The organism is Streptomyces sp. NPDC059452 (genome assembly GCF_042750035.1).
Taxonomy (GTDB): domain Bacteria; phylum Actinomycetota; class Actinomycetes; order Streptomycetales; family Streptomycetaceae; genus Streptomyces.
In genome coordinates this window covers 225,771-251,159 of the sequence record NZ_JBHYVE010000006.1, presented here as the reverse complement: position 1 = coordinate 251,159, position 25,389 = coordinate 225,771, and the positions used below count along the sequence as shown (strand labels likewise).

Sequence of the window (25,389 nt, the reverse complement as noted above, 5' to 3'; positions counted from 1 at the left end):
GGCCATGTTCGTACTCGAATTGACCTACACCGCCCCGGTCGAGCGCGCGGACGCGCTGATGCGGGAGCACATCGCCTGGCTGGACGAGCAGTACGCGGCGGGCGTCTTCATCGCCTCGGGCCGCAAGAACCCCCGGGACGGCGGGGTGATCCTCGCGGTCGGGGACGACCGGGAGCGGATCGAGAAGATCGCCGCGGCCGACCCCTTCGCCGCGCACGGGGTCTGCGCCTACCGGATCACGGAGTTCATCGCGACCAAGACCGCACCCGAACTGGCCCCGTTCAAGCAGGAGTTGCCCGGTCAGTAGGGCTGGGCGGGCCTCTCTCCCCCTGCTCGGTGCACACACGGCCCAGGGTGCGCGGCCGAGAACCGGGCAGGAGGGCAGGGGTGCAGGAGAGCCTGGCGGAGGAGCGGGGCGTGGGCGGTGACGCAGCTCACGCCACCCGCCGGTGCACGGATCGATGCTTTCCGTCGTCTACTCCAATGCCGGGAACCGTTCACCCAGCCGCGAAAGGGAGCAGGTCTTGTCCAGCGTTATCGAGCAGTCCGTGCAGGCCCGCATGGTCGCGTCCGCCCCGCGGATGGAAACCCTGCCGGCCACTTTGAGTTACGACCGCAAGGACCCCTTCGCCGTGCGGATGGCGTTCCCGGCCCCGGCGACCCTGGAGGGGACCGAGGTGTCCTGGGAGTTCTCCCGCGAGCTGCTGACGGCCGGGATCGACACTCCCGCCGGGGAGGGGGACGTCCGGGTCCGGCCGTTCGGGTACGAGCGCACGGTGCTGGAGTTCCACGCGGCCGAGGGCATCGCCATGGTCCATGTGCGCACGGCCGAGCTGCGCCGCTTCCTGGACCGGGCGCAGGAGCTGGTACCGGTGGGCGACGAGTACCGCTATCTGGATCTGGACCGGGACCTGACCGATCTCCTCGGCGGCGCCTGCTGACCGGCACCGGCGGACTCTCCAGGGCGTCATAGCCGCGCCCCCTGCCCCCAGCCGAAGTCGTAGCCGCAGTCGTAGCCTTAGCCGTACAGCGGAGAAAACCGGTTGCCGGGCCGGACACCCCGGCCCTACCTTCGTGATGTTCCTGTTGTCGTCGGACGGAGAAGGACGTTGCTGATCTGAGACCCCCGCACCGCGCAGCACCCGCCACGCCTGTCGTGAGCCCCGGGTGCCCGTGTGCGATCTCAGCTCGTCAGCCGTCCTTTCGCTCACTTCCCGACCGACGTACCAGGAGATCCGTATGTCTGCGTCCGACACCCACATCAGCTGCACCTCCCTCTCCTTCTCCTGGCCCGACGGCACCGAAGTCCTCTCCGGCTTCGATCTCGCCGTGGGCCCCGGCCGTACCGGGCTGATCGGGCTCAACGGGTGCGGCAAATCCACCCTGTTGCGGCTCATCGCCGGTGAACTCGCCCCGCTGGAGGGGCAGATCAGGACCGTCGGCGGGCTCGGCCATCTGCCGCAGACCGTGACCCTGGACACCGCCCTGCGGGTCGATCAGGTGCTGGGCATCGCGGACCTGCGGGCGGCGATCGACGCCGTCGCGGCGGGCGATGTCCGCGAGGAGCTCTTCACGGTGATCGGTGACGACTGGGACGTGGAGGTGCGCGCCCGCGCCGCCCTGGACGGGCTCGGCCTCGGCCACATCGGGCTGGACCGCACCGTCGGGGAGATGTCCGGTGGCGAGTGCGTACTCCTGCGGCTGGCCGCGCTGTTGCTGGCCCGCCCCGGGGTGCTGCTGCTGGACGAGCCGACGAACAACCTGGACGCGGTCGCCCGCAGGAAGCTGTACGACGCCGTGGACGCCTGGACCGGGACGCTGCTCGTGGTCAGCCACGACCCTGAGCTGCTGGAGCGCGTCGACCGGATCGCGGATCTGCGGGAGGGCTCGGTCACCTGGTACGGCGGAAACCTCTCGGCGTACGAGGAGGCGCTCGCGGTCGAGCAGGAGGCGGCCCAGCGCATGGTGCGGGCCGCCGAGTCGGATGTGCAGCGGCAGAAGCGCGAACTGGCCGATGCTCACATGAAGTTGGCCCGGCGCAGGCGGTACGGGCAGAAGATGTGGGACACCAAGCGGGAGCCCAAGGTGGTGATGGGCCAGCGCAAGCGGTCCGCCCAGGAGTCGGCCGGCAAACACCGCATCCTGCACACCGAGCGGCTGGCGGAGGCCAGGGAGCGGCTCGACGAGGCGGAGTCGGCGGTGCGCGAGGACGAGGAGATCCGCATCGCGCTGCCCCGGACCCGGGTGCATCCGGGGAGCGAGGTGCTGCTCCTGCGTGACCCGGTTCCGCCCTACGGGCCGCCGCTGCACGGGGAGTTCACGGTGCGCGGCCCCGAGCGGATCGCGCTGACCGGCCGCAACGGGGCGGGCAAGACGGCGCTGCTGCGGACGATCGCGGGCGAGCTCGCCCCGGTCTCCGGGGAGGCGACGGCGCTGCTGCCGCTGGGGTTCCTCCCGCAGCGCCTGGACGTGCTGGACGAGGCGCTGTCCGTGGTGGAGAACGTGAAGCGGTCGGCCCCCGGCCTGACGGACAACGGCATCCGGGCCCGGCTCGCGCACTTCCTGTTCAAGGGGGGCGCCGCCGATCACGCGGCCGGGACGCTGTCGGGCGGGGAGCGCTTCCGGGCGGCGCTGGCGATGCTGCTGCTGGCGGACCCGGCGCCCCGGCTGCTGTTGCTGGACGAGCCGACGAACAGCCTGGACCTGGCGAGCGTACGGCGGCTCACGGAAGCGCTCGCGGCGTACGAGGGGGCGCTGATCGTGGCGAGCCACGACGTACCGTTCCTGGAGTCGATCGGGGTCACCCGGTGGCTGCGGCTGGACGGGGAGCTGCGGGACACGACCCCCGAGGAGGTGCGGGCGGGGCGGTGAGAGGCTGCGCAGGTCGTACGGGTCCTGCGGGTCCCGCAGGACAGGGCGGCAGAAGCTCAAGATCCACGGGAAAAGGCGACAGAAGCTGTCGGGTATCGCGCCTAGCGTCACGGGCATGGATCACAGCACCGAACGCGGCACAGGCACGACCCCGGCCGCCCGCCACCGTCCCACCCAGCACACCACCGCCACGAACACCCACCCCCGCCCCACCGAACGCGGCATCACCATCACCGGAGCGCACGAGAACAATCTGCGCGATGTCTCCCTCACCCTGCCCAAGGGCCGGATCACCGTCTTCACGGGCGTCTCCGGTTCGGGGAAGTCCTCGGTCGTCTTCGACACGATCGCCGTGGAGTCCCAGCGGCAGCTGAACGAGACCTTCACCTCGTTCCTGCGGAACCGGCTGCCCAAGTACGAGCGGCCACGGGCGGAGTCCATGGAGGACCTGTCCGTGGCCGTCGTCGTCGACCAGAAGCCGCTGGGCGGCAACGTCCGCTCGACCGTGGGCACGGCGACGGACATCTGGTCGGTGATCCGGGTGCTGTTCTCCCGGTACGGCACGCCGAGTGCGGGCGGGGCGACCGCGTACTCCTTCAACGACCCCACCGGGATGTGCCCCGAGTGCGACGGGGTGGGGCGTACGGTCCGGCTCGATCTGGACCGGGCGGTGGACTGGTCGAAGTCGCTGAACGAGGGGGCGCTGCTGCTGCCCGGCCTCGGGGTGGGCAGCTGGGAATGGAACCTGTACGGCGGGTCGGGGCGGTTCGACAACGACCTGCCGCTCTCCGCGTACGGCGAGGATGAGCGTCAACTCCTGCTGTACGGCTCCGGGTTCACCGTCCGGCTCGATCTGCGTACGGGCTCGGCGGACATGCGGTTCGAGGGAGTGGTGACGCGGTTCGAACGGCTCTACCTCAAGCGGGACACGGCATCGCTGTCGGAGAAGCGGCGCGCGGCGGCCGACCGGTTCACCGTCGAGCGGGTATGCGGCTCCTGCGAGGGGGCGCGGCTGAACGCGGCGGCGCTCGCCAGCCGCGTCGACGGGCTCTCGCCCGCCGACTACGGGCGGATGGAGGTCTCCGATCTCGTCGGCGTGCTGGGGCGGATCGACGATCCGGTGGGCGGCCCGATCGCGGCGGCGGCCCGCGAGCGGCTGGAGCGGCTCGTGGGGATCGGGCTCGGCTATCTCAGCCTGGACCGGGAGACGACCACCCTGTCGGGCGGCGAGGGGCAGCGGCTCAAGATGGTGCGGCATCTGGGGAGTTCACTGACCGGGCTGACCTTCGTCTTCGACGAACCGAGCGTCGGGCTGCACCCCCGGGATGTCGGGCGGCTCGGCGATCTGCTGGTGCGGCTGCGCGACAAGGGGAACACGGTGCTGGTCGTCGAGCACGACCCGGATGTGATGGCGGTCGCGGACCATATCGTCGACATGGGTCCGAGGGCCGGTGCGGAGGGTGGGCACATCGTCTTCGAGGGACCGTTCGACCGGCTGCGTGAGGCGGACACGCTCACCGGCCGGTGCCTGCGCCAACGCACGCCGCTCAAGACGGACTTCCGCTCCCCCACCGGTCAACTCCCGGTCAAGGGAGCCGATCTGCACAACCTCAAAGGGCTGGACGTGTCGTTCCCCACCGGGGTGCTGACCGTGGTCACGGGTGTGGCGGGTTCGGGCAAGTCGACGCTGGTGTCGGAGGTGTTCACAGCGGCCCACCCGCAGGCGCTGGTCGTCGACCAGAGCGCGATCACCGCCTCCTCCCGCTCGACCCCGGCCTCGTACATCGGCGCACTGGACACCATCCGCAAGGTCTTCGCCCGGGAGAACGGTGTCGACGCGGGGCTGTTCAGCTTCAACTCCTCGGGGGCCTGCCCGGGTTGCTCGGGCCGGGGGGTGATCTCCACCGACCTGGCCTTCATGGACCCGGTCACCACGACCTGCCAGGAGTGCGAGGGCCGCCGCTTCCACGACGACGTACTGAAGCACCGGGTCGGCGGCCGGTCCATCGCCGACGTGCTGGAGATGACGGCGGCGCAGGCGGTCGGGCTGTTCGCCGGGCGGTCCGAGGACCGCGCGCTGCTGCGGAAGCTCCGTACGCTCGACGAGGTCGGGCTCACCTACCTCACCCTCGGGCAGCCGCTCAGCACGCTCTCCGGCGGCGAGCGCCAGCGGATCAAGCTCGCCACCCAGCTGCACCGGACCTCCGGCGTGTACGTCCTGGACGAGCCGACGACCGGGCTGCACCTGGCCGACACGAGCGCGCTGGTGGACCTGCTCGACCGGCTCGTCGACGCGGGGAACACGGTGATCTGCGTGGAACACAACCTGGAGGTGGTGAAGCGGGCGGACTGGGTGATCGATCTCGGCCCGGACGGCGGGAAGAAGGGCGGGGAGCTGGTCTACGAGGGGACACCGGAAGGGATGCTCACGGACCGCGCTTCGGTTACCGCCCGGTATCTGCGCCGGGACCTCGGCCTGCCCGAAGAACCCCCGAAGAGCCTTCGGAAGAGCCCCTGACGAGCCCCTGACGAGCCCGGGAGATCCAGGAAGAGCCAGGAAGAGCCAGGAAGAGCCCTGGTGAGCTGCGAGGACCCTCCAGGGCCCTCCAGGACCGACCAGGACCGGTCGCGAGCTGCGCGGATAACGGTACGTAATCGGGTGCCCCCGGGGGCGGGCTTGGCTTTGCCCTTACCGTCGCCTTAACCTACGGTCTCGTAACCTACGAAGCCGTAGGTAATTCTCCCGTCCCCACCTCCCGTCCCCACCTCCCGTCCCCAGGAGTTCCCCGTGACGATCACCTCTCCCCATCTCGGCAGTTCGAAGGCGTGGACCGACGCCCAGCTGCTGTACGCGCTGGAAGAGGTGGTGGAGAAGGAGCTCAACCGCCATCTCAAGGTCGCCAAGGACTGGATGCCGCACGAGTACGTCCCGTTCTCCGACGGCCGGAACTTCCCCGGCATCTTCGAGGACGGCGAGGCCTGGGCGGCGGACCAGTCGAAGGTCACCGACATCGGCAAGATCGCGCTCGTGGTGAACCTCCTCACCGAGGACAACCTCCCCAGCTACCACCACGAGATCGCCTCCCTCTTCGGCCGCGACGGCGCCTGGGGCACCTGGGTGCACCGCTGGACCGCCGAGGAGGGCCGCCACGGCATCGTGATGCGCGACTACCTGCTCACCTCACGCGCCGTGGACCCGGACAAGCTGGAGCAGTTCCGCATGGCGCACATGGCGGAGGGCTTCGAGTCGGACAACCGCCACTCGATGCTGCACTCCGTCGCGTACGTCGCCTTCCAGGAGCTGGCCACCCGCGTCTCCCACCGCAACACCGGCCACCAGTCCGGCGACCCGGTCTGTGACCGGATGCTGGCCCGGATCGCGACCGACGAGAACCTGCACATGGTCTTCTACCGCAACCTGCTGGGCGCCGCCTTCGAGCTGGCCCCGGACCTGACCATGCAGGCCGTGCGCGATGTCGTCGTCAACTTCCGGATGCCCGGCCACGGGATGCCCGGCTTCGAGCGGGCCGCCGCGCAGATGGCGATCGGCGAGATCTACAACATGCGCATCCACCACGACGACGTGATCCAGCCGGTGCTGCGCTTCCTGAAGGTCATGAGCATCGACGGCCTCGGCCCGGAGGGGGCGAAGGCGCAGGAGGAGCTCGGTCTGTACATGGGCGGGCTGGACAGCGAGGCGTCGAAGTTCGACGAGAAGCTCGCCGCCCGCAAGGCCCGCATGCTCGCGCGCGGCCGCGCCTGACGCCGCTGCTCCACCCCCTCGCCGGGCGCTCGCCCGCTGTCGTTCCACCGTGTCACTCCACGGCCGTGACCTCCGCGTACGCCATATCGCGCACATCTCCGCAGGGGTGCTGGCGCAGCATCCGCAGCTGGGTGCGCCACGGCCCGGTCCACGAGGTGCGCCGGCCGCAGGCCACCGTCAGCTCGGCGGCGAGCAGCCCCTCGCCCAGGTCTCCGGTCCCCGACAGCCGTGCGACGACGACCAGCAGAGTCTCCGGGTCACCGGCGTACGCGCCACGGGTGAAACGGGCACGGCGTCCGACGGCGGCCGCGGTCCGGGCGGCGAGCGCGGGGCGGCCCGTGTGCAGGGCGGCCAGCTCCACCAGGGCGGCCTGCAGCGCGTCGGCGTCCGTACCGTCCAGCTCCAGTGAGTCCGCGAGCAGGGACGCGGCCTGCGGTACGAGATCGTGGTGACCGGCGAGGACCCGCCCGGCCTCGCCGAGCACGGCCCTGCCCTGTGGGCCGTACGTCTCGGCACACCCCGTCAGCGCCCCGGTGAGCCGGCCGATGCGCTGCCGGGCGGGCCGGTCCCGTTCCGCTCCGGCGTCGTCCGCCGTCTCCCCGGTCGCCAGCAGGGTCAGCGCGCGCTTGAGCGCCGCTGCCGCCTGCGGGGTCGCCGGGGCGGCCTCGGCGAGGGTGTCGGCGGCCGAGCCCCAGGTGGAGCGCCGGTCCATGTCGGTGACGGCCTCGACCAGGAGGGTGGCCGCTCCCGGCGCCCAGGGCAGCCACGGCCGCAGCGCACGGTGGCCGAGGGCGACGAGTTCATCGTCCTCGGACCCGCACACCTGCTGGATCAGCTTGGCGTAGCGCGGCCGGTGGCCGGGGTCCAGCTCGTTCGGATGCGTCGCCAGGACGGCGGTGCGCAGGGCGCGCCCGCCCGTCGCCGCGTCCGCCATCACCTCCCACATCCGCTCGTCGCCCAGCAGCTCCGTACCGGAGGCCACACAGGCCGCCCGCACATCGGGATGCTGGTCCGGCTGTGCGTACGCGTCGGCGAGGAGGGCGGCCGCTTCGGGCAGCGGCAGCAGGGCCGCGGCCAGCCGGACCGTCTCCTTGCGGCTGGTCACCTTGCCGGTGCCGGGTGCCGTGCGGGCGGCGAGCAGGGGGCGCAGCCGGGAGGGGCGGGTGTGGGCGGCGGCCCGGCCCGCCGCGTACAGCGCGACCCGGGCCCGGTCGTCCCCGGCGTGGGCCAGCAGGTCGGGCAGTGTGTCGGCGGGCCGGTCGGTGTGCGCGAGGGCGGCCAGCGCCGCTTCCGCGAGCACCACGTCCGGGGCGTCCGCCCAGGCCCGTACGGCGTCGGCGCCCCGGCCGGGCAGCCGGGCGAGCCGCCCGAGCGCCACGCCACGTACGGACAGCGGAAGCTTCTCGTCCGCCACCGTAAGCTCCAACCGCACCTGTACGGAGCGCTGTTGGCGGGGAACCCAGCGGGTCCCGGCGGATTCCGTGCCGATGGTCCACACCGTTCCGGCGGTGAGGAAGCGGCCCCATGGCGGGGTCCCGCCGACGTACGCGTCCAGCAGATCGGTGCGCCGGGTGGTCAGGATCCGCTGTACGGAGGGCAGCGCGGCGGCGGACGGGTCGCGGGTCAGCAGCCGCTCGACCCGTGCGTCCCGTTCCGCCGGAGGCCGGAGCCAGAGGTCGACGGCGCTGCGGGCGGTGGATTCGCCGCCGTAGCTCACGGCCTGCCACAGCAGCTCCTGGAGGCCGGGCAGCGCGTCGGCGCGGCGGCCGAGGGCCCGGGCGAGGGCCAGCACGAGGTCGTAGTCGGAGCGTTCGGCGCCCGCCTCCAGCCAGGGCCGCAGCGCTTCGAGGACGGTGTGCTCCTGGCCCCGGCGCAGGGTCCGGTCCAGTCGGCCGAGGTCGGCGCTGCCGCTGTTGCCGGAGATCCGGACCAGGGTGCGCAGGGCCCAGTTGAGCAGGGCGCTCTCCCCGGTGACCGCGTGTTCGCGCAGGACGGCGACAGCGAGCGAGCTGAGGGCCGCGCGGCTCCCGGCGGAGGAGTCGCGGGCCTCCACCGTGTCGGCGGCGATGCGGTCGAGCAGCGGTTCCACGGTGTCGGTGAGGAGCGCGGGCGGGACGGTGAGCAGGGCGCGCAGCGCGGCGGAGCGGACGGGGTCCTGTTCGTTGCGCAGCCGCAGCAGGTCCTCCAGCACGGTGGCGACGCTCGCCCGGTCGCCGGAGCGCCCCGCGTTGCGGACGAGCAGGGACCAGGCGGCGGCCCGGTCGTCGGCGGCGGGTTCGCGGGCGGCAGCCAGGAGCCGTTCCCGTACCTCGTCGAAGGGCAGGTAGGACTCGGCCCGGAGCACAGTGGCGCGGTCGGCGCCGCGGGTCCGGGCGCGGTCGGCCAGGCGGCGCGCGACGGACGCCACATGGGTACGGGGCAGAGCGCCCAACAGCGCGGTGTCGACGGTTACTTCGGCGCCCTCCCCCTGCCCCGCGGTGACCGCTTCGTGGACGGCGGCGCGGCGGGAGGGCGGCAGGGCGCGGAGCAGTCGGGGCTGGAGAGCGGTGGTGTCGCGGGCCAGTTCGGTGAGGAGGGCGTCGGGCAGCTCGCCCACCAGCCGGTGCAGCAGGGTGCGGCTGAGCGCCCGCTCCGGTACCGCGCAGATGTCGGGGGCGAGGAGGAGGCGGGCGAAGCGGGTGGGGTCGGCGGTGGCGAGGTGGCCGAGGCGGCCGAACAGCGATCCCGGGAGCCGGGCGGGGCCGTACCGTTCGAGGAGGTCGAGCACCCGGTGCGGGAGGGCGCGCGCGGCGGCGACGACGCCCCGGTCGTAGCCGTACCAGTGCCACCAGCCGTCGAGTTCGGCGGCGGGCAGGGCGGCCAGCTCCGCTTCGGCCGCGTCGAGCAGCGGGCCGGGGTGGCGGTGGCCGAGCGCGGACCAGCAGGCCGCCGAGCGCCAGAGCGCGGGCAGCAGCTCCCGGACCGTGGCGGCCGAGCACCCGGGCAGCAGCCGGGCCGCCTCGGTGTCGCCCCACGTCGTACGGAGGACGGGGATCAGCCGGTCGGCGAGCTCGGTGCGGCGGTCGAGGACGATCGCCCGTACGAGCTGTCGCCGTACGGCGGCGGGCGCGTCGGCGAACGCCTCCTCGTACACGTGGTCCGGCACCCCCAGGCTCCGGGCCGCGCGCAGGGCATGGCTCCGTACGACACTGTCCTCATCGGCGATGTGCGCACCGATCCACTCGGTGTCCCGCCCGACGGCGGCGGCGACCACGGCGGTACGCCGCTCGTACGGATCGCCGTCACCCAGCTCGTCGAGCACCGGGCGCAGCACTCCTTGAGCCGCCAACCGCGCTGTACGCACGGCGAGTTCGCGCATCCGCCGCGGGTGGGGCAGGGGGTCGAGCGCGTCGAGGAGGGCGGCGGCGAGGACGAGGGGCTGTGCGTCGGTCATGGGGGGATTGTGCCGTGCCGGGGGCCATCCGCCCGAAGGATTTAAGGATTTACGGAGCGGGGGGCGGGAGCGGGGTGCCAGGGCCCGTTCGGCTACCGGGCCCCCGCCTCCGCCCGGGCGTCCGCGCGGATGAGTTCGGCGGCGCGTTCCGCGAGGGCGACGGTCGGGGCGTGGGTGTGGCCGCGCGTGATCCTCGGCATCACCGACGCGTCGACGACCCGCAGCCCCGCCACCCCGCGCACCCGGAGCCGGGGGTCGGTCACCGCGCCCTCGTCCTCGCCCATACGGCAGGTGCCGACGGGGTGGTACAGGGTCTCGGCCGCGCCCCGGATCGCCCGGGCCAGCTCCATGTCGTCGACGACGCCCGGGTAGAAGCCCATGGGTTCGCCGGTGTACGGGGCGAGCCGCGGGGAGGCGAGCAGGCTCTCCGCACGGCGGACGCCCGCGATCAGGCGGCGGAGGTCGGACGCGTCGGTGAGGTACCCCGGGTCGATCCGCACGCCCTGGGAGTCGGCGGCGAGGGTGATGCTGCCGGTGCTCCCGGGCTGGAGAAGGATGACGCCCAGGGTGAGGCCGTGCTCGGTGGGCGCGGCCAGCCCGTGGTTGATGAAGGGTGCCGGAGCGAAGATCAACTCCAGGTCGGGGGCGGCCAGTTCCGGGGTGGAGCGGATGAACGCGGCGGCCTCCCCGACGTTGGAGGTCAGCGGCCCGCGCCGGGCCAGGAGGTAGCGCGCGAGGTTGGCGGGGGTGTCGGCCCCGGTCAGGGTCACCGGCTGCGGGCAGCGCACGGTGAGGGCGAAGGACAGATGGTCCTGGAGGTTCCGGCCGACCTCCGGCGAGGCGGCGCGCACCTCGATCCCCGCCGCTCGCAGCGCCTCGGGGTCGCCGATACCGGAGCGGAGCAGAAGGTGCGGCGAGCCGATCGCGCCCGCGCTGAGGATCACCTCACGGCGGGCGGTGAGGCGGCCGGGGCGGCCGGTCCCCGTGTACACACCGGTGACGCGGGGGCCGTCGAAGGCGAGGGAGCGGACGCGCGTACCGGTGAGGATGTCCAGGTTGGCCCGGCGGGCGGCCCGCCGCTTCAGATAGCCGTCGGCCGCGCTCCAGCGGCGGCCCCGGCGCTGGTTGAGCGGGGTGAGGGAACAGCCGCTGTGGTCGGGCACGTTGAGCTCGGGCAGCTCGGGGAGGCCGTCGGACCGGCAGGCGGCCAGGAAGGCCGCGCTCAGCGGGCTCGGGTCGCGGGGCGGCGAGATGAAGAGCGGCCCCTCGGTGCCGTGGGGCGTGCTCGCGGTGGTGGGGCCCGTCCACTGCTCCGCCCGCCGGAAATACCGTACGAGCGTGTCGTGGGACCAGTCCTCCCCCGCGCTCCGCGCCCAGGCGTCGTAGTCGTCCCGGTGGCCGCGCACCCACATCATGGCGTTGATGGACGAGGACCCGCCGAGGGTGTGCCCGCGCGGCCAGTACAGCTCGCGGCCGTCCAGGCCCGGCTGGGCGACGGTGTGCAGGTCCCAGTCGTACGGGGTCTTGAACAGCTTCGGGAAGGCCGCCGGGATGCGGATCTCCGGCTTCCGGTCGGGCCCGCCGGACTCCACGAGCGCGACTCTGACCGTCGGGTCCTCGGAGAGCCGCGCGGCCAGGACACAGCCCGCCGATCCGGCGCCGACGACGATGTAGTCATAGGTGGCGGTGCGCTCGCCGGACGAACCGGACTGCCCCAGTCCCTGCCCCTGACTCAGTTCCAGCCCCTGCCCCTGCACGCTCATCGCAACTCCCCTGCCCGGTGCGGATGCCTGCCTGTGACGGACAGCGGAAGTCTGGCATGTACGGGGGCTGTTCAGCCCCGATTGCGCTCTTCCCGCCGCAGCCGCTCGCGCTCCTTCTCGGAGAGCCCGCCCCAGACGCCGAACCGCTCGTCATTGGCGAGTGCGTACTCCAGGCAGGCCACGCGCCCCTCGCAGGCCCCGCAGAGCTGCTTGGCCTCGCGCGTCGAACTGCCGGGGGCCGGGAAGAAGAACTCGGGTCCGGCCTGCGCGCACAACGCGGTCTCCTGCCAGTCGAGCGCGTCCTCGGTCACTGTATTGATCAGCATGGAAGACACGCTGCCCGGCCGCGATAAACGACTGATCAACGATCCATCAATCGCCGTTGATCATCCGCCCCCCCTTCCCTCTTCCCTCTTCCCCCTTCCCCCTTTCTGCTCCTCCTCTGCCTCTACCGCCTCGGCTGGGGCTTCATCACCGCGAAGACCGCCCCGTACGGATCGGTGATGGTGGCCATCGTGCCGACACCGGGCACCTCCATCGGCGGAAGCGACTCCGCACCGCCGAGCCGCTTTGCCGCGCCCACCGTGGCCTCCACGTCCTCCACCGCGAAGTACGGCAGCCAGTGGGTGCCGCGCGCGGCCTCGGCCGGGACGTCGCTCATCGTGACCAGGCCGCCGAACGACAGCTCCGGGCCGGTGCCCGCGGGGTGAACAGTGGTGTACACGTACTGGGTGCCCTCCACCACCAACGGATTGGTCCGCCAGCCGAAGACATCGGCGAAGAACACGACCGCCGCCGGAACGTCCGGGGTGTACAGCTCGACCCACAGGAGCGAGCCCGGCTCCTGGATGAGACCGAGGCCGGGGTTCTTCCGGGGCTGCCACACGCCGAAATACGCCCCGGCCGGATCGGCGAAGCCGCCCATCCGCCCGTAGTCCAGCACGTCCATCGGCGAGAACGCGGCGCGCCCGCCCGACCGGGTCACCAACTGGGCGGTGGCGTTGATGTCGGGCGACTGGAAGTAGATCGACCAGGTGCTGGCAGCCTGCTCCTCGGGGACCGTCATGACACCGCTGACGGTGTGGCCGTCCAGGGTGTACATCCCGTAGCCACCGACCTCGGGGCCGCCGGGAACGTGCTCCCAGCCCAGGAGGCCCCCGTAGAAGGCGGTGGTCCCCTCCAGGTCGGGCGTGCCGAGATCGACCCAGTTGGGCGCTCCGTCGGGGAAGGCGGGGTTGCGCATGGCGGCGGCCTCCTTCAGCGGCTCCCGTGCCCCGCACGCACGCACACACATGCACGGCGGAACGGGGCTGTTCCCTGTCCCATCGAGTCTCGCACCGCCCACTGACAACCGCAGTCCACGAAGGGCCGTCCGGGCCGTGGGGCCGGAGTCCTCCGGCCGGAACAAAGAAACCTCCCCCCGGTCTCAGGCCGGGGGGAGGTTGCCACTGTCTTCCTCGATCAGACCTCGGGATGGCTGACGTACGCGACGAACGCGCCCCACGCGGCGGCCCGCACCCGCACCTCGGGGAGGCCGGTGTCCTTGCTGTCACGCGCACGAACCACACCAGGAAGGCCCGCATCCGCGACCTTCACCTCGACGCAGTCGTCGTTGCTACCGCTGTACGAGCTGATGTGCCAGTCAGACTGCGATGTCATCGCGGTACTTCCTTCTGTCAGACCTCGGGGTCACTCACGTACGCGACGAACACGCCCCACGCAGCCGCAGGAACCCTCACCTCGGGGAGGCTGATGTCCTTGCTGTCACGCGCGCGGACCACACCGGGAAGGCCCGCATCCGCGACCTTCACCTCGACACAGTTGTCGTTGCTGCCGCTGTACGAGCTGATGTGCCAATCGGACTGCCGTGTCATCGTTGGTACTTCCTTCGTGCGTCCCTCATGACCTGTGCGGACGCGTCAAGGTCCAACGCGCCAGCCTGGATGTGATCGTAGATCCTCTGGAACCTATCGACATCACCGGGCTCCTGGTAGTAGGTGCCCGTGTTGAACCCCTCGGCGTAGGCGGTTCGCGTGCCGTCCCGGAGGGTCAGCAGACTGATCGAGCCCGGCACCGCAGGCTGATCGATCGGGAGCACCTGAATGTGGATGTACGGGCGTTCGCCCATATCCAGCAGGTGATCGATCTGCCCGGCCATGACCTCAGGACTGCCGTGGACCTGGTAGAGGGCGGGCTCGGCCAGAACGACCCACAGCCACGGCGGATTCTCCCGGCCGAAGACCTCCTGCCTCTCGGCTCGTCGGATCACGGAGTCCTCCAAGCCCTCGGGATTGTCCGTGAAGTCCAGCGCCATCAACGCGCGTGCGTAGTCGGAGGTCTGGAGCAGCCCCGGAACTCCGGGCGAAAACTCGTGTATCGACCGGGCGTTGGCCTGGGCGCGCAGGAAGCGCCGGGAGTAGTTCTTGAACGCCTCGGACTTGATGAGCGTCTGGAGCTCCACCAGGGAGCCGTCCACGCCGAACACCTGCTCCAGCTTCACCGTGAGGTCCCGCCCCGGCGGGTCGTTCGCGGTCTCGATCGAGCTGATCCGGCCCGGGCTGACGAACACCTTCGCCGCGAGGTCGGTGACGTCCCAGCCCTGCGCCTGCCTGAGCTTGCGGATTTTCGACCCGAGCAGGTCCTCGACGCTCTTCTCGGGCGTCAGCTCCTTCGGTGGCCTCGCCATGTGCGCGACTCCATTTTTCCGCGTTACGGACTCGAAGTTATTACCCCTGGTGATCGTACGGCTACACCGCCAACCTGGTTGCTGAACGGCGAAGTTCCCCCCACCGAGAGGAATCCATGAACGTCATTGAGCCACTTCCCCTGGGGAGGCCGGTGCCGGTCGCGCATCGACCGGCACTCGTACGCCCCTATGCGCTGCAAGGAGCGCGTTTCACGCCCGTCGACCTGTCCGTACCGCGTGTGGAGACACGCGTGTACGACCGGGTGACCCAGACCGCGACCATGGTGGACGGCACGCCACTGATCACCATGGCCACCAGCCAGAAGACGAATCCGGACGGCGACCCCAAGAACCCACCGTCACACGACGAGGGAAGCGATCCGGGGTTCATCGAATGACGGTCCTGATCGTGGACAACCCGTTCGAGGCCGGCACCGACCTGGTGGTCCGCGAGCTGGCCTCGGCGGGGGTCCCCATGTTCCGTATGGACATGGCCGAGTTCCCGTCCGAGCTGAACTTCCGCGCCACGTTCAGCCAGTGGTGCTGGGAGGGTGTCCTCACCCAAGGGGAGAGGACCGTCGACCTCACCGCCATCCAGGCCGTGTACTGGAACCGGCCGAGCGGGTTCAGATTCTCCGGGCTGTCTGCATCGGACGAGCACTACGCCAGGGGCGCCGCCCGTATCGGTTTCGGTGGTGTGATGACGAGCCTGGACGTGCCGTATCTCAACCATCCGGCCAAGGCGTCGGCCGCCGAGTTCAAACCGAGGCAGCTCCAGGTGGCACGCGCGGCCGGACTGTCGGTCCCCCGAACTCTGGTGACCACGGAGGCGGACGCGGTGCGGCGGTTCTCGCACCTGACTCGCGGCCCGGTCGTCACCAAGGCGCTGGGCGTACCTGTCGTAGCCCATGCGGGCGGGTACGAGGCCCTCTACACCCGGGAGCCGGACCTTGACGCCCTGGAAGGAGTCGAATTGACGGCTCATCTGTTCCAGGAGCGGATCGAGAAGGACTTCGAGGTCCGGGCCGTCTTCATCGGGGACGAGTGTTTCTGCGTCCGTATCGACACCGAGAGCGATCGAGCCCGCGTCGACTGGCGCTCGGACTACGACTCGATCAGGCTCACTCCCATGGAGACGCCGAAGGAGGTGCTCCAGTCGTTGCAACGGTACGCGGCCGTGATGGATCTGGCCTATTTCGCCGCGGACTTCATCGTGCAGCCTTCGGGAAGGTGGCTGTTCCTGGAGGCCAACCCGTCCGGGCAGTGGGCCTGGGCCAACTCCCCCGACCTGCCGGTGGCCAAGGCCATCTCCACCCTCCTGGAGGAATGGTGCGATCTCTGAACTGGGCCCCCGAGGCAAGCTCCTTGGCGGACTCCCTGCGGGCGTCCGGAGACATCGCCTCGCGGCCCGTGTACGAGGCTGTCGCCTCGACTCCCCGGCATGTCTTCGTCCCGGCGTACTTCCAACAGCGCGGCGGCTCGCCGACGCTGTGGCAGCGGCGCACGGAGGAGGACGGTGCGCGGTGGCTGGAGCCGATCTACGCGAACGCCTCGCTGGTCACGGAGTTGGGCTCGGCCGAGGCGGTGGACGGCGGCTGGCACGGTGTTCCCACCTCGTCCAGTACGCAGCCGAGCCTCACGGCCCGGATGCTCGAAAGCCTCGGCATCGAGCCGGGGGACGATGTTCTGGACGCGGGGCTGGGCACCGGCTACCAGGCCGCGTTGATCCTGAAGCTGGTCTCCGGGCCGGACCGGCTCGTCACGTGCGACATCAGTGGTACGGACACGGCGAAGGACCGGTTGAAGGCGCTGGGTCACCTGCCCGAAGTCATCGAGGCCGACGCCACCTCGTGGCGATGGCAGCGACAGTTCAGCAAGATCATCTTTTCTTTCGGGCTGCCGTACCTCACGGACTCCGTCCGCACGGCGCTCGCCCCGGGTGGCAGGCTCATTGCCAACGTGTTCGGCCCGATGAGCTCCGCTCTCGTACTCCTGGAAGCCCGTCCCGACGGCACTCTCTCCGGCCGCTTCACGAAGGACGGCGGGTCCTTCATGGCGGCGCGGCACGAGGCCGAGCCCGTACGGCCCGTGTGGGCGGATCTCGGTGAACGCTCCGAAGGCGTCTCGGGTATCCCCGTCGAGGACTTCGACGACCCTCACCTGGCGTTCCTCCTGTCCGCGAGGCTGCCCGGCCTGAACCTCCAGTACGGCACGGAGGAGGGCGGGCCGATGCGCCGCCTGGTCCTGCCGGGCGGCCGGTGGGGCGAGGTCACGTACCACCGGGAAGGAGGGGGCGCGGGCAGCTACCAGGATCACGGCCAGGGTTTCTGGGAGGCCGTCGAGCAGACGTGGTCCTGGTGGGTCGCACACGGGAAACCCACCTGGGACCGGTTCGGCCTCACCGTGGCCCCGGACGGTGAGCACACGCTCTGGTACGGGTCCCCGGACGGCGACTCCTGGAGGGTGCCGACCCGGCCGTGACGCCGGGCGCCGCCCTTGGCCCGCCTCCGCGTCCGGGGGCTGTCAGTGGGCCGTGGGACGATGACCGTACGCGGGGGAAGAGATCCGCCCCCGGCGGCGTACGGCGACGAGAACCACTTCCCATGGCAGCGAGACCGACGATGACGGACACGGGGGCGAAGGCCCGCCCTGCGGCGACGGGCAGGGCCGCCCGGGAGGCGCGTGCGCAGGCAGGTGCGCTGCTCGACCGGGCCCGTGCCGTGCGGGAGGACCACGCCCGTGCCGTCGAGGCCGTACGGGATGTCCTCGACCCGCTCCTCTCCTCCCTGGTCGACCGGGAGCTGACCGCCATCCCGGTCGCCCGGCTCAAGGACGTCACGGAGGGCCGGCTGCGGCTGGGCGCGCTCGAACAGGCCGGGTTCGCGACCGTCGGGCAGGTCCACGGCACGGGGCGCTACGAGCTCCGGCAGATTCCCGGGGTCGGGGCGCACACCGCCGACCAGGCGCTGGCGGCGGCCGGGCAGATCGCCGACGCGGTGCGCGAGACCGTCTCCGTACGGATCGACATGGACGCCCCCGACGAGGCCACGACCGCGCTGGTCGTCGCCCTGCACCGGCTGGTGGAGGCCGGTCCGGACGCGCGGCGGGCGGTGGAGGCGGCCCAGCGGCTGGCCGAGCGGCTCGATCCGCTGGTGGCCGCCGCCGCACCGGCCGGGAGCCGACTGCGGATGCTGTTCAGCGGCAAGGAGGCGCGCGCCCGCGCGGTCGGGGCCGTAACGGGGCTGCGTGCGGCGCTCGCGGAGGCGGACGCGCAGGAGCTGCCCATGCTGTTCGGGCAGGTCTCCGTGGACCTGCTGCGGGCCCCGGAGGCGGCGCCCGGGGCGTGGGTGGACTTCGAGCTGCGGTCCGCCGAGTACTACAGCCTGCTCGCCGAGCTGTCGGGCAGCGGCCCGGACCGGGACGCCGCCGAGGGGTTCCTGCCCGCCGGGATCGCGGACCGGGTGCGGGCGCTCCGGCTGGACGACTCGCGGCTACGGGTCTCCCTGCGCGGCTACCAGTCGTTCGGGGCGCGCTTCGCCCTGGCCCAGGAGCGGGTGATCATCGGGGACGAGATGGGGCTCGGCAAGACCGTGCAGGCCATCGCCGCCCTCGCCCATCTCGCCGCGCGGGGCGAGACCCACTTCCTCGTGGTGTGCCCGGCGAGCGTGCTGATCAACTGGAGCCGGGAGGTCCGGGCCCGCTCCACCCTGCGGGCGCTGCCGGTGCACGGGGCGGACCGGCTGGAGGCGTTCGCTGAGTGGGTGTCAGAAGGTGGGGTCGCGCTCACCACGTTCGACGCCTTGCGGACCCTCCCCGAGGCCGGACCTGCCCTCTCCATGCTCGTCGTCGACGAGGCCCACTTCGTGAAGAACCCCGCCACCCGGCGGGCGCAGGCGGTCGCCGGGTGGGCGGAGCGCGCGGGGCGGGTGCTGTTCCTCACCGGGACGCCGATGGAGAACCGGGTGGAGGAGTTCCGGAGCCTGGTCCGTCAGCTCCGCCCGGATCTGGCCGATGTGGTGAGCCCGACGCACGGGGCGGCCGGTTCGGAGGCCTTCCGCCGAGCCGTCGCCCCCGCCTATCTGCGCCGCAACCAGGTGGACGTCCTCGCCGAACTCCCGGCCCTGGTGCACGTGGACGAGTGGGAGGAGTTCAGCGCCGGGGACCTGGAGGTGTACCGGGAGGCGGTGGCGTCGGGGCAGTTCATGCGGATGCGCCGGGCCGCGTACGCCGATCCCGCCGCCTCCGCCAAGCTGGAGCGGCTGCGCGAACTGGTCGACGAGGCACGGGACAACGGGCTGAAGGTCGTCGTCTTCTCCTACTTCCGCGAGGTGCTGGCCACGGTCGGCGAGGCGCTGGGGCCGGACACGTTCGGGCCGATCTCGGGAAGCCTCCCGGCCGCCCGCCGACAGGAGCTGGTCGACGCCTTCTCCGCCGTGGACGGACACGCGGTGCTGCTGAGCCAGATCCAGGCCGGGGGCACCGGACTGAACATGCAGGCCGCGTCGGTGGTCATCCTGTGCGAACCGCAGATCAAGCCGACGCTGGAGCACCAGGCCGTCGCCCGCGCCCACCGGATGGGGCAGGTGCGCACGGTCCAGGTGCACCGGCTGCTGGCGGCGGACAGCGTCGACCAGCGCATGGTGGAGCTGCTGGCCCGCAAGGACCGCCTCTTCGACGCGTACGCCCGGCGCAGCGACCTCGCGGAGGCCGCGCCGGACGCCGTGGACGTGTCCGACGGTGATCTGGCCCGGCGGATCGTGGAGGAGGAGCAGCAGCGGCTGGGCCGTCGCTCGGAGTGACCGGACGCCGGGCCGGACCTCAGGCCGGACGCCGGGCCCGCCACCCGGTCAGTGCTGGTGCTCCGCCGCGCCCTTGTCCTCGCCCTCGCCCTTGTCCTCTCCCTTGTCCTCTGCGGCCTTCTTCTCCTGCCCCCCGCCCGCAGCGTGGTGCGGTTCGTACCCCGGGATCGTGCCGTCCGGCTTCTTGATCAGCAGCAGCCCGGCCATCCCCATGTCGGAGTGGCTCTGTACGTGGCAGTGGTACATCCACGCCCCCGCGCCCACGCGTTCGCCCGCGATGATCTGGAGGCCGAAGGAGTCGGCGGGCCCGCAGATCTTGTTGTCGATGACCCGGCTGGGGTCGTCGGGGCCGGTGAGGATGCCGGTCCGGTTGTCCGCCCAGCGGTGACCGTGGATGTGGAAGGTGTGGTAGTACTCGCCGTGCGTGATCATCACAAATTCGAGCCGGTCCCCCACCGTGGCCTCGAAGTTGACGCTGTTGTGGGCCGTCCTGTTGTTGATCATCATGTCGTTGAAGACGACCGTGCACGTCTGGTCCGGCAGCGGGTCGCCCTTCCTGCGCACCACGAGCGGTCCGTACAGCCCCTTGCGTATGCCGCCCGTGCCGCGGTCCGTGCCGACGACGTGGTCGTGGTAGTGCCAGTAACCCGCGCTGCCGGGCTCGTACGTACCGTCCTTGCGGCGGCCCGGGGCGTGGGTGCGCCAGGTGTACGTACGGGTGCCGCCGGGCTCGACGTGGCTCCTGTTCATCCGGGTGCCGTCGTTGGCGATGTCGTAGTCGACGCCGTGGACATGGAGGCTGACGTCACCGTCGGTCAGGTTCTCGAAGTCGATGTGCAGGGTGTCGCCCTCGTTCAGCTCGATGAGGGGGCCGGGATCGACGCCTTGCCCTTCTCGAAGCCGTAGCCCAGCTCCCCGTTCGGCAGCTTCTCGGCGTACATCCTCAGCCTGCGCACCACTCCCCCGGCCGGGGCCGTGCGCGGCGGGTTCTCCGCCGAGCTGGCCTCCACCGCACCCAGCGACAACGATGTCACACCGGTCGCCGCCGCAGCCGCGCCACCGACCAGCATCCGTCGGCTGAAGGTCCTTCGGTCCATGTCGAACTCCCCACTGCGATAAGGAAACGGGCGGAGACGGGCGGGGCCCGGGAGCCCCGGAACGGGCCACACCGTAGCCAGGGGCCGACCGTTTATCCACACTCAGGACAAAGTTCGTGCGATTGCTGCCGTAAGTATTGGCGGGCCGCGAAAAGAGGTCTAGCTTCATGCGCTGTCGTAGTCAACGCTCCAGTGACCACAGAAGGGTTGGGTGACCCACGTGCAAGACGCATCGCATCAGCGGTCCAGATCACGACGCCGACGCGGCCTCGCGGCGGCCGTGGCGGCCGGCGCATTGACCGTGTCCCTGCTGGGCGGTGGCGGCCCCGCCAGCGCGGGCACCTCGCCGGACCGGGACCTGGTCGAGAGAATGGCGACAACGTTGTCTCTGCCGTCCCCGCCGGGCGCGAAGAACCAGGTCAAGGTGCTGGTCTTCCATGCGTCGGCCGGTGACGAGGCACCGTACACGGATGCCGGGATCGCGGCGATCGAGCGGATCGGGCAGACCGGTCCGGAGGCCGGGCGGTTCACCACGGTGGCCACCGCCAACCCGAACGTCTTCACCAACGGCAAGCGGCTCGGCTCCTTCCACGCGGTCGTCTTCCTGACCGGCGGCGGCGATGTCCTGGACCCGGAGCAGGAAGCGGGCCTGGAGGCGTACATGGAGGCGGGCGGCGGCTTCCTCGGCATCCATGACGCGGCGCGCACCGAGCCGTACTCGGACTGGTTCACCGGCCTGGTCGGGGCCCGACCGGCGGCCAACAGCCCAACTGCCGTGCAGCGGGCCACCGTCGAGATCGGGGACCGGGTCCACCCGGCGACCAAAAACCTGCCGCTGGAGTGGAAGCGCCCCGACAAGTGGCTGAACTGGACGAAGAACCCGTCCGGTGAGGTGCACACCGTGGCGCGCGTACGGGAGTTGACGTACGCGCCGGGTGCGAGCGCCAACGGCTGGGACCACCCGGTCTCCTGGTGCCGCGACTACGACGGCGGCCGGTCCTTCTACACGGCGATGGGCGGTACGGCGGACAGCTTCGCCGAGACCGACTTCCGCGACCACTTGCGTGGCGCGCTCGCCTGGACGAACCGGACCTCGCAGGCCGACTGCAAGGCGACCATCACCGCCAACTACACCGCCGAGCGCCTGACCCAGCCCAACCAGCCGGGGCAGAACGACCAGATCGGCGAGCCGCACGGCCTCGTCACCGCGCCGGACGGCAAGGTCTTCTACATCGGGCGCGGGGGTGCCGACAGCTCGCAGCCGGTCGTCACGGACTGGAACAACCCGGACATCGGCAAGGGCAAGGGCCAGATCCACGTCTACGACCCGCAGACGAAGAAGGTCACCCTCGCCGGGGCCCTGGACGTCTTCGGCAACAAGGGCGGCGGCGACGAACTGACCAAGAACGAGGAGGGGTTGCTCGGCATCGAGCTGGACCCCGACTTCACCTCCAACGGCTGGGTCTATCTCCACTACACCCCGCACGCGAAGATCGACCGGGACAAGCACATGGCGGTCCGTCAGGTCTCGCGCTTCACCTACGATTCGGCGTCCGGGAAGCTGGACCTCGCCTCGGAGAAGGTGCTGCTCGGCTGGCCGGTGCAGATCCACAGCTGCTGCCACGCGGGCGGCGGTATGGCGTGGGACTCGAAGGGCAACCTGTACATCGCGACCGGTGACACCAACTCCTCCGGTTTCAGCAGCGGTTACTCCGGCAACAACCCGGAGCCGAACTTCAAGGGCGTCTCCTTCGCCGACGCCCGGCGCACCTCGGGCAACACCAACAACCTCAACGGGAAGATCCTCCGCATCCACCCCGAGGACGACGGCACCTACACCCTCCCCTCCGGCAACCTCTTCACCGGCAAGGAGCCGGACGAGGGCGGCGGGAAGACCCGGGGCGAGATCTACGTGATGGGGGTACGCAACCCGGCCCGGATCTCCATCGACCCCGCGACCGACACCCTGTACGCGGGCTGGGTCGGCCCCGACGCGGGCGCGGCCTCCACCACCTGGGGCCCGGCGAAGTACGACACGTTCGCCGCGATCACCCAGGCGGGCAACCACGGCTGGCCGTTCTGCATGGGCAACAACCAGCCCTACCGGGACCGTAATCTGCCCGACCCGAGCAAGCCGCTGGGCTGGTACGACTGCGACGCCCCGAAGAACGAGTCGCCGCACAACGACGGGCTGGTCAAGCTGCCCCCGGTGACCCCCAACACCATCTGGTACTCACCGCAGGGCGGCGGGGTCGACTATCCGCGTGACGCCGACGGCGTACCGAGCTACAAGGCGGAGGAACAGAAGGAGTTGCTGCCCTGGCTCAAGGGCGGCGGGCAGGCGACCATGAACGGCCCGGTCTACCGGTACGACGCGCAGAGCGGTTCGACCGCCAAGTGGCCCGCGTACTGGGACGGCAAGTGGTTCGTCGGTGACTTCTACGACGACACCCAGCCGCGCCACGCGGTGATCACCGACCCGAGGACGGCCGGGAAGGGCGGACTGCCCACGCACGCCGAGTCGTTGAAGAAGATCATCCCGGTCGGCAACGACGGCATCCGCAATCTCATGGACTGGAGGTTCGCTCCGGACGGTTCGCTGTACGTCCTGGACTACGGGCGCGGCTTCTTCACCTCCGACTCCAAGTCCGCGCTGTGGCGCGTGACGTACAAGGGCGGCGGGGCAACTCCGGCCGTCAAGGACCTGGTTGGGAAGGCGGCAGCGCAGTGAGACACCCCATGACGCTCCCCGGACGGCGGCGGCCCCGGCCGCCGAGTCTCTGGGTGGCCCTGCTGGCCTCCCTCATGATGGTTCTCGGGCTGACCTCGACGGCCGCATACGGAAAGGGCGGTGACGGCCCCGGGGCGAAGGCCGCCGACCAGGTCCTGACCTGGACGGCGGGCGACCCGATCGACCGCTACCTCACCGCGCCGGAGACGGCGGTGGCGGGCAAGGCCACCATCGTCTTCGAGAACAGCACGGCGACCGGCAACACGACGAGCATGCCGCACACGCTGACGTTCAGCGTCTCGGACCCGGAGCACAACAACGACGTCCAGCTGAACATCCTGGCCAACCCCGGTGACTCCGAGGGCGGCAAGCACAGCGTGGAGGTCACGCTGACGCCGGGCACATACCTCTACTACTGCACGATCCCCGGTCACGGCGAGATGAAGGGCGTCCTGACCGTCACCGAGGGCGGCGGCGGGGAGGACACCGAGGCCCCGGCGACCTCGGCGAAGGTCGACGGCGACCGGAACGGCGACGGGGCGTACCTCGGACAGGCGACCGTGACCGTCACGGCGACCGACGCGGGCTCCGGCGTCGACACGGTCGAATACGCGCTCGGAGCGGACGGCGAGTGGCAGCCGTACACCGCGCCCGTCGTGGTGAGCGAGGTCGGTGATCACACGGTCCGCTACCGGGCCACCGACAGGGCGGGCAACGCGGCGGCGGAGAAGTCCGTCGACTTCGCGGTGGCGGCCCCGCCGGCCGACGACGAGACCCCGCCGGAGACCTCGGCGACCGTATCGGGTGAACAGGACGCCGACGGGGCCTACTTGGGCATGGCCACGGTCACCGTGACCGCATCCGACACCGGGTCCGGCGTCAACACCATCGAGTACGCGATCGGCGCGGCCGGTGAGTGGCAGCCGTACACCGCACCCGTGATGGTCCATGATCTCGGCGAGCACACCGTCCGCTACCGGGCCACCGACCGGTCGGGGAACGTGGCGGAGGAGAAGAGCGTCGCGTTCACGGTGGCCGAGCCACCGTCGCAGGACAAGACGGCTCCGGAGACCTCGGTGAAGGTCGAAGGGGACAAGAACTCCGACGGCGCGTTCATCACCAGCGCCAAGGCCACCGTCACCGCGACCGACGACGACTCGGGCGTGGAAAAGGTGGAGTACTCGCTCGACGGCGGACCGTACCTCGCGTACACCACCCCCGTGATCGTCGACCGGGTCGGCCACCACACGTTCGCCCACCGGGCGACGGACAAGGCGGGCAACACCTCCGAGGCGAAGCGGGTGTCGTTCACCATCGCCCAGGGCGGCGGGGTCCCGGCGCCGAACTGCGCGGAGTTCGACGAGCGGCACACGGTCTTCGTGGGCACCGTCGACACGGGCGTCCCGAACCGGATCACCCGTAACCGCTGCACGATCAACGAGCTGATCGAGGACGAGAAGGACTGGTCCTCCCACGCGCTGTTCCTCAAGCACGTGACGGCGGTCCTCGACAGGCTGACGACCGACGGCGTCATCGACCAGCGCGAGCGCAGGGCGATCAACCAGGCCGCCAGACAGTCGGGCATCGGCCAGCCGGGCCAGTCCGAGGGGTACACCAAGCTCTTCGACGGCACGGCGGCCTCGCTCGCCAAGTGGCAGCACGTGGGCGGCGGCGCGTTCGGGCTGAACGAGGAGGAGGGCTCGATCACCAGCTCCACGACCGTGGGCGGCATGGGCATGCTCTGGTTCCCGACCCGTGCGTACGGGGACTTCTCGCTGAAGCTCCAGTGGCGCGACGACGCCCCGGGCTCCGGCAACGCCAACGGCGGTGTCTTCGTCCGCTTCCCGAAGGTGCACGACCACCCGGAGGAACCGCGTCCGGAGTGGGTCGCCATCAAGTACGGCCATGAGATCCAGGTCAACGACCGGCCGGACGGCGACATGTACAAGACCGGTTCGGTGTACGGATTCGACCGGGTGGGGCTCGGCGGCGCCGGGGTCACGCCCAAGGGCACCTGGAACGACTACGAGATCAAGGTGGTCGACCAGCACTACGAGATCTACCGCAACGGTGTCCTGATCAACGAGTTCGACAACACCGGCGGCCAGCTCTTCGAGCCGCCGCGCGGCGACGACCCGGGGACGGACGGCCGGCGGTTCGCCTCCGGTCACATCGGGCTCCAGGTTCACGGGGTCACGGACGTCATCTCGTACCGCGACATCCGGATCAAGGAGCTGTAGACCGGA

General features: G+C 71.0%; 18 protein-coding genes and 1 pseudogene. 11 read left to right on the top strand and 8 right to left on the bottom strand.

Features of this window, described 5'->3' with window-relative positions; all coding sequences use genetic code 11:
- Nucleotides 1-4 precede the first annotated feature (4 nt).
- From ACFW9Z_RS11820 to ACFW9Z_RS11800, 5 genes are all read left to right on the top strand, one after another.
- Complete coding sequence (locus ACFW9Z_RS11820) at nt 5-307, top strand: YciI family protein (RefSeq protein ID WP_384638111.1); 303 nt, start codon at nt 5-7, stop codon at nt 305-307.
- Between the two features lie 217 nt (nt 308-524).
- Nucleotides 525-941, top strand: a complete 417-nt coding sequence (locus ACFW9Z_RS11815) for an SsgA family sporulation/cell division regulator (RefSeq protein ID WP_384638108.1) — start codon at nt 525-527, stop codon at nt 939-941.
- Nucleotides 942-1,239: 298 nt separating this feature from the next.
- Complete coding sequence (locus tag ACFW9Z_RS11810; RefSeq protein WP_384638105.1) at nt 1,240-2,871, top strand: ABC-F family ATP-binding cassette domain-containing protein; 1,632 nt, start codon at nt 1,240-1,242, stop codon at nt 2,869-2,871.
- Nucleotides 2,872-2,986: 115 nt separating this feature from the next.
- The gene (locus ACFW9Z_RS11805) at nt 2,987-5,389 is read left to right on the top strand and encodes an ATP-binding cassette domain-containing protein (RefSeq protein WP_384638102.1); all 2,403 of its coding nucleotides are present in this window, start codon (nt 2,987-2,989) and stop codon (nt 5,387-5,389) included.
- Between the two features lie 270 nt (nt 5,390-5,659).
- Nucleotides 5,660-6,634, top strand: coding sequence for an acyl-ACP desaturase (locus ACFW9Z_RS11800; RefSeq protein WP_384638099.1), 975 nt, complete (start codon nt 5,660-5,662; stop codon nt 6,632-6,634).
- A gap of 52 nt (nt 6,635-6,686) precedes the next feature.
- Here ACFW9Z_RS11800 and ACFW9Z_RS11795 read toward each other — a convergent pair whose 3' ends face one another.
- The 7 genes from ACFW9Z_RS11795 to ACFW9Z_RS11765 all read right to left on the bottom strand — a co-directional run bounded on the left by ACFW9Z_RS11795 (nt 6,687) and on the right by ACFW9Z_RS11765 (nt 14,516).
- Nucleotides 6,687-10,067: a hypothetical protein gene (locus ACFW9Z_RS11795; protein WP_384638096.1), complete on the bottom strand. Its 3,381-nt coding sequence runs from the start codon at nt 10,065-10,067 to the stop codon at nt 6,687-6,689.
- 92 nt (nt 10,068-10,159) lie between these two features.
- A complete protein-coding gene (locus ACFW9Z_RS11790) occupies nt 10,160-11,830 on the bottom strand; it encodes a GMC family oxidoreductase (RefSeq protein ID WP_384638093.1) in 1,671 nt (556 codons plus the stop codon).
- Nucleotides 11,831-11,901: 71 nt separating this feature from the next.
- Nucleotides 11,902-12,156 (bottom strand): WhiB family transcriptional regulator, encoded by a 255-nt coding sequence (locus tag ACFW9Z_RS11785; RefSeq protein WP_109162605.1) that lies wholly within the window; start codon nt 12,154-12,156, stop codon nt 11,902-11,904.
- 122 nt (nt 12,157-12,278) lie between these two features.
- A complete protein-coding gene (locus tag ACFW9Z_RS11780) occupies nt 12,279-13,073 on the bottom strand; it encodes a VOC family protein (RefSeq protein WP_384638090.1) in 795 nt (264 codons plus the stop codon).
- 218 nt (nt 13,074-13,291) lie between these two features.
- Nucleotides 13,292-13,489 (bottom strand): DUF397 domain-containing protein, encoded by a 198-nt coding sequence (locus ACFW9Z_RS11775; protein ID WP_384638087.1) that lies wholly within the window; start codon nt 13,487-13,489, stop codon nt 13,292-13,294.
- Between the two features lie 17 nt (nt 13,490-13,506).
- Nucleotides 13,507-13,704 carry a DUF397 domain-containing protein gene (locus ACFW9Z_RS11770; RefSeq protein WP_384638085.1) on the bottom strand — a complete coding sequence of 66 codons (198 nt, stop codon included), beginning with the start codon at nt 13,702-13,704 and terminating at the stop codon, nt 13,507-13,509.
- The gene (locus tag ACFW9Z_RS11765; protein WP_384638082.1) at nt 13,701-14,516 is read right to left on the bottom strand and encodes a Scr1 family TA system antitoxin-like transcriptional regulator; all 816 of its coding nucleotides are present in this window, start codon (nt 14,514-14,516) and stop codon (nt 13,701-13,703) included. The genes ACFW9Z_RS11770 and ACFW9Z_RS11765 overlap by 4 nt, the downstream gene beginning before the upstream one ends.
- Before the next feature lie 116 nt (nt 14,517-14,632).
- Between ACFW9Z_RS11765 and tgmA the strand changes: the two genes are divergently transcribed.
- The 4 genes from tgmA (at nt 14,633) to ACFW9Z_RS11745 (ending at nt 19,315) form a co-directional block, all read left to right on the top strand.
- Nucleotides 14,633-14,914: a putative ATP-grasp-modified RiPP gene (gene tgmA / locus ACFW9Z_RS11760; RefSeq protein WP_384638080.1), complete on the top strand. Its 282-nt coding sequence runs from the start codon at nt 14,633-14,635 to the stop codon at nt 14,912-14,914.
- Entirely contained in the window at nt 14,911-15,858 is a 948-nt protein-coding gene (locus ACFW9Z_RS11755; protein WP_384638077.1) for an MvdC/MvdD family ATP grasp protein, read from the top strand. Before tgmA ends, ACFW9Z_RS11755 begins: the two co-directional genes overlap by 4 nt.
- A complete protein-coding gene (locus ACFW9Z_RS11750) occupies nt 15,843-16,997 on the top strand; it encodes a protein-L-isoaspartate(D-aspartate) O-methyltransferase (RefSeq protein ID WP_384638074.1) in 1,155 nt (384 codons plus the stop codon). Before ACFW9Z_RS11755 ends, ACFW9Z_RS11750 begins: the two co-directional genes overlap by 16 nt.
- A gap of 122 nt (nt 16,998-17,119) precedes the next feature.
- On the top strand, nt 17,120-19,315 hold the full coding sequence (locus ACFW9Z_RS11745) for a DEAD/DEAH box helicase (RefSeq protein WP_384638071.1): 2,196 nt from the start codon (nt 17,120-17,122) through the stop codon (nt 19,313-19,315).
- Between the two features lie 48 nt (nt 19,316-19,363).
- Here the strand turns inward: ACFW9Z_RS11745 and ACFW9Z_RS11740 are convergent.
- A pseudogene (locus ACFW9Z_RS11740) lies at nt 19,364-20,412 on the bottom strand (multicopper oxidase domain-containing protein).
- Between the two features lie 280 nt (nt 20,413-20,692).
- Between ACFW9Z_RS11740 and ACFW9Z_RS11735 the strand changes: the two are divergent.
- On the top strand, nt 20,693-23,143 hold the full coding sequence (locus ACFW9Z_RS11735; protein ID WP_384638255.1) for a ThuA domain-containing protein: 2,451 nt from the start codon (nt 20,693-20,695) through the stop codon (nt 23,141-23,143).
- An 8-nt stretch (nt 23,144-23,151) separates the two neighbouring features.
- On the top strand, nt 23,152-25,383 hold the full coding sequence (locus ACFW9Z_RS11730) for an OmpL47-type beta-barrel domain-containing protein (RefSeq protein WP_384638068.1): 2,232 nt from the start codon (nt 23,152-23,154) through the stop codon (nt 25,381-25,383).
- Nucleotides 25,384-25,389: the final 6 nt, after the last annotated feature.

Coding starts and splice junctions, on each gene's coding strand:
- ACFW9Z_RS11775 (WP_384638087.1), bottom strand. CDS start 13,489: ATGACATCGCAGTCTGACTGGCACATCAGCTCGTACAGCGGTAGCAAC.
- ACFW9Z_RS11785 (WP_109162605.1), bottom strand. CDS start 12,156: ATGCTGATCAATACAGTGACCGAGGACGCGCTCGACTGGCAGGAGACC.
- tgmA (WP_384638080.1), top strand. CDS start 14,633: ATGAACGTCATTGAGCCACTTCCCCTGGGGAGGCCGGTGCCGGTCGCG.
- ACFW9Z_RS11755 (WP_384638077.1), top strand. CDS start 14,911: ATGACGGTCCTGATCGTGGACAACCCGTTCGAGGCCGGCACCGACCTG.
- ACFW9Z_RS11780 (WP_384638090.1), bottom strand. CDS start 13,073: ATGCGCAACCCCGCCTTCCCCGACGGAGCGCCCAACTGGGTCGATCTC.
- ACFW9Z_RS11745 (WP_384638071.1), top strand. CDS start 17,120: ATGGCAGCGAGACCGACGATGACGGACACGGGGGCGAAGGCCCGCCCT.
- ACFW9Z_RS11805 (WP_384638102.1), top strand. CDS start 2,987: ATGGATCACAGCACCGAACGCGGCACAGGCACGACCCCGGCCGCCCGC.
- ACFW9Z_RS11770 (WP_384638085.1), bottom strand. CDS start 13,704: ATGACACGGCAGTCCGATTGGCACATCAGCTCGTACAGCGGCAGCAAC.
- ACFW9Z_RS11820 (WP_384638111.1), top strand. CDS start 5: ATGTTCGTACTCGAATTGACCTACACCGCCCCGGTCGAGCGCGCGGAC.
- ACFW9Z_RS11730 (WP_384638068.1), top strand. CDS start 23,152: ATGACGCTCCCCGGACGGCGGCGGCCCCGGCCGCCGAGTCTCTGGGTG.
- ACFW9Z_RS11795 (WP_384638096.1), bottom strand. CDS start 10,067: ATGACCGACGCACAGCCCCTCGTCCTCGCCGCCGCCCTCCTCGACGCG.
- ACFW9Z_RS11790 (WP_384638093.1), bottom strand. CDS start 11,830: ATGAGCGTGCAGGGGCAGGGGCTGGAACTGAGTCAGGGGCAGGGACTG.
- ACFW9Z_RS11810 (WP_384638105.1), top strand. CDS start 1,240: ATGTCTGCGTCCGACACCCACATCAGCTGCACCTCCCTCTCCTTCTCC.
- ACFW9Z_RS11765 (WP_384638082.1), bottom strand. CDS start 14,516: ATGGCGAGGCCACCGAAGGAGCTGACGCCCGAGAAGAGCGTCGAGGAC.
- ACFW9Z_RS11750 (WP_384638074.1), top strand. CDS start 15,843: ATGGTGCGATCTCTGAACTGGGCCCCCGAGGCAAGCTCCTTGGCGGAC.